Annotated in this window: 3 protein-coding genes and 3 pseudogenes; 4 read left to right on the forward strand and 2 right to left on the reverse strand. The window is 30.5% G+C overall.

Going from position 1 to position 2,971, the window contains the following annotated elements:
- The first annotated feature begins 167 nt into the window (after nt 1-167).
- Nucleotides 168-659: an IS200/IS605 family transposase gene (tnpA, locus tag HMPREF2663_RS10735; RefSeq protein ID WP_002476458.1), complete on the forward strand. Its 492-nt coding sequence runs from the start codon at nt 168-170 to the stop codon at nt 657-659.
- Between the two features lie 159 nt (nt 660-818).
- Here the strand turns inward: tnpA and HMPREF2663_RS10740 are convergent, their stop codons facing one another.
- Nucleotides 819-1,091: a hypothetical protein gene (locus HMPREF2663_RS10740; RefSeq protein WP_002476459.1), complete on the reverse strand. Its 273-nt coding sequence runs from the start codon at nt 1,089-1,091 to the stop codon at nt 819-821.
- 117 nt (nt 1,092-1,208) lie between these two features.
- On the opposite strand from HMPREF2663_RS10740, the pseudogene HMPREF2663_RS10745 reads away from it, so the two are divergent.
- Both HMPREF2663_RS10745 and HMPREF2663_RS13120 read left to right on the forward strand, forming a co-directional pair.
- A pseudogene (locus tag HMPREF2663_RS10745) lies at nt 1,209-1,589 on the forward strand (DUF1433 domain-containing protein).
- A 32-nt stretch (nt 1,590-1,621) separates the two neighbouring features.
- Nucleotides 1,622-1,891 (forward strand): annotated as a pseudogene (locus tag HMPREF2663_RS13120) (terminase small subunit); the annotation flags it as partial.
- A 59-nt stretch (nt 1,892-1,950) separates the two neighbouring features.
- Here the strand turns inward: HMPREF2663_RS13120 and HMPREF2663_RS10755 are convergent.
- Nucleotides 1,951-2,385: a DUF1433 domain-containing protein gene (locus HMPREF2663_RS10755; protein ID WP_032603087.1), complete on the reverse strand. Its 435-nt coding sequence runs from the start codon at nt 2,383-2,385 to the stop codon at nt 1,951-1,953.
- Between the two features lie 41 nt (nt 2,386-2,426).
- Between HMPREF2663_RS10755 and HMPREF2663_RS10760 the strand changes: the two are divergent.
- A pseudogene (locus HMPREF2663_RS10760) lies at nt 2,427-2,971 on the forward strand (hypothetical protein); the annotation flags it as partial.

Consider the following 2,971-nt stretch of genomic DNA (forward strand, 5'->3'; position numbering starts at 1 on the left):
TTTTCATAAATTCATTTACTGGCTTCTTTATTATTTGTATAAAGAAAACCATGCGCTATGCGTATGGTTCAGAAAAGGTTTTACCGTTATCTAAAAAAACATCTCATCATGCTAGAATATATATTGGTCAGCCAACCAAAATATTCAACACGAGGAGATGCTTTTTAATGTCATCTGACACAAACAGTTTAGCACATACAAAATGGAATTGTAAGTATCACATAGTCTTTGCACCAAAATATAGAAGACAAGTGATTTATGGAAAAATCAAAAGAGATATTGGAGTTATTTTACGTCAACTATGTGAAAGAAAAGGCGTAGAAATAATAGAAGCAGAAGCATGTAAAGATCATATTCATATGTTAGTTAGTATTCCACCTAAATTAGGAGTATCATCATTTGTTGGATATTTAAAAGGTAAAAGCAGTTTAATGATTTTTGATAGACATGCTAATTTAAAATATAGATATGGAAATAGAAAGTTTTGGTGTAAAGGATGTTATGTAGATACAGTAGGTAGAAATAAAAAGGTAATTGAAGATTACATTCGTAATCAATTACAAGAAGATATCGTTGCAGATCAAATTTCAATGGAAGAAAACCTAGATCCCTTTACAGGAGAAGAAATTAAAAAAGACGAAAAAATAGTACCCCTTTAGGGGTGCTGGGAAAGTAGTGCAGTTGGCTGACCTATCAGTGCCCTTTTAGGGGTGGCCAGTAAGAAAGGCTTATAGCCGTAGAACAAACCACCCGTTCATACGGGTGGTTTTGATTTTACAATACTTAGTATTGTTGGCTCGCTTTCTTAGGGGGCAGCTTCAGCCTGTAGTCTTCAACTTGTCCTGTTCCATCAAGTTATTCAAAACTGACTGAGGCCGAAGATAAGATTCGTTAAATTGATCAGCTTCTTTTGCATTATTTTGATCAACCATTTTCAGCCATTTATTATTTCCAACTGTATTCGGGTTAATTTTTTTTAAGGTAGTGTCTCTGTAAATAGCTGCATTTAAAATTTTATCTGGATTAGTTTCAATTTCAATATCATTGGTACCTAAATATATATCAGTGGTAATATCAGCTTTTGGGTTCAATTGCTATCTTTTTATCTGATGGATGTATATTATAAACACTATTAGCTAGTTCGTGATATGTGTTATTTTTAGTATGAAGATTGTCCGTTATTTCACCTCAAAGGAATGATTTTTTAAATAAAAATAATTTTAATATTTATTATATTAATTGTTGGAGACGTCTATTTAAAGATGAAACATGAAAAAATAAAATATTATGACAAATAAAAAGAAAAAATAGTAATTTATATGAAGTACAATGTTAAAGGTTATAAAGAAATAAAGTTTGAGGAACATAAAGAAAATCCTTTAGATGGATTTGTTATTACAGGTTATATAAATAATGACAATACTAATACTTTTTCAGCACATATGTGGTCTAAAGATGATTATCAATTTGAATATCTCTCATCATATAGTGATAAACTGGATAGAATGATGATAAAAAACCCAAAAACAGTTTCAGAAATAAAAAAGAACAATCTAATAAAAGAGATAAAAGGATGGGTAATTGATTAGTGCTATTTTAATGGAGACTCTTATGCTGAGATACTGGATGCATGAACCTTGTATATAACGAGCATGTAGAAACCGTTGATGTACCAATCAAGCCAAGTGACCGTTTAAAAGCTCGTGATATGTTGGGGAAATACCATAAGTTATTTACTGATAAGCAAGAAATTTTAGGAGACGTGCCTATATTCATTAATATAGGTGAATAGAATGGGGAAGATGAAGAATTAGACAATGAGGTAAATAAAGTAGCAGACGAACATCCAACCAGACCGGTATTTGTTGATGATGTATCGTTGGAGGACTAATAATGAAATTTAAAAGCACTAACTATTCATTAGGTTGAGTAGTTAGTGCTTTTCTGATGTTAAAATCCCCAAATTAGAGGTGGGTCTGCTTCGTAGTCTTTTTTATTAAGGTTTTCTTTTTTTATAATATCATTCGGAGTTAATTCATTTATATGATCCTCATTTTTAAATAGTTTGCCAAAAACTTTTGGATTATAAGACATATCCCCATTAAATTGAAAGCGGTCTATAGAGGACATCATCGCTTCAAATTCATATTTTTTATCATTATTAATATAGCCAGATATAAAATAATCTCCCATTGGATTTTTGTCTACATCCTTTATTGTTAAGGAATGATAATTTTTAAGGTTATATTTGAAATATAAATCAATTCTGTTCTTTTGAACTTCGATATATCTATCTTTCTCATTTTTATGCAAAACATAGCCTCCTAATATAAATAGTGATATAATTATTAATATTGCGTAAAATGTAACTTTGTTTTTTTTCATTGCTTACCCACTTTCAATTTTATTTTAAGGAGTCTTTTAATATGCAACAAACAGATGAAATTTCCCACAAAATAGCTTCAGAGTCTTATAGGGATCTAGAAAAAAATAATAACATTAAAGTGCAAGGTAAAAATTATAGAGTCATTGAAAAACGAGACGATACCCAAAATGGTTTAAGATCTTATGCATTTGCACCAGTTGTGAATGGTAAAGTAGACACTAGTCACATTTATATGGGCTATGCTGGTACAGAACTTACCAGTATGAAAGACTGGAAAACCAATGCAAATCTTCCCTTTCATAATAACACAACTAATTTGAAAATTGATGAACGTTATAAAGATCTAAAAAATACTACTATAACTGAAAAATACAACAAGCCAACTGACGACAATGATGTACTAAATACAATGGATACGATTGGCGAAACAATTATTAAAAAAGTAACGCATTCAAATGTTCCTAATGATATCTATACAAAAGGTACTCCGAGCCAAATAGATGAAAGTGTAGCCTTCACCCAAGCTGTGAAAGATAAATACCCTAATAGTAATTTTCATAGTGGGGCACATAGTTTAGGAGGCTA

Source organism: Staphylococcus sp. HMSC077D08 (assembly GCF_001837945.1).
Taxonomy (GTDB): Bacteria; Bacillota; Bacilli; order Staphylococcales; family Staphylococcaceae; genus Staphylococcus; species Staphylococcus epidermidis.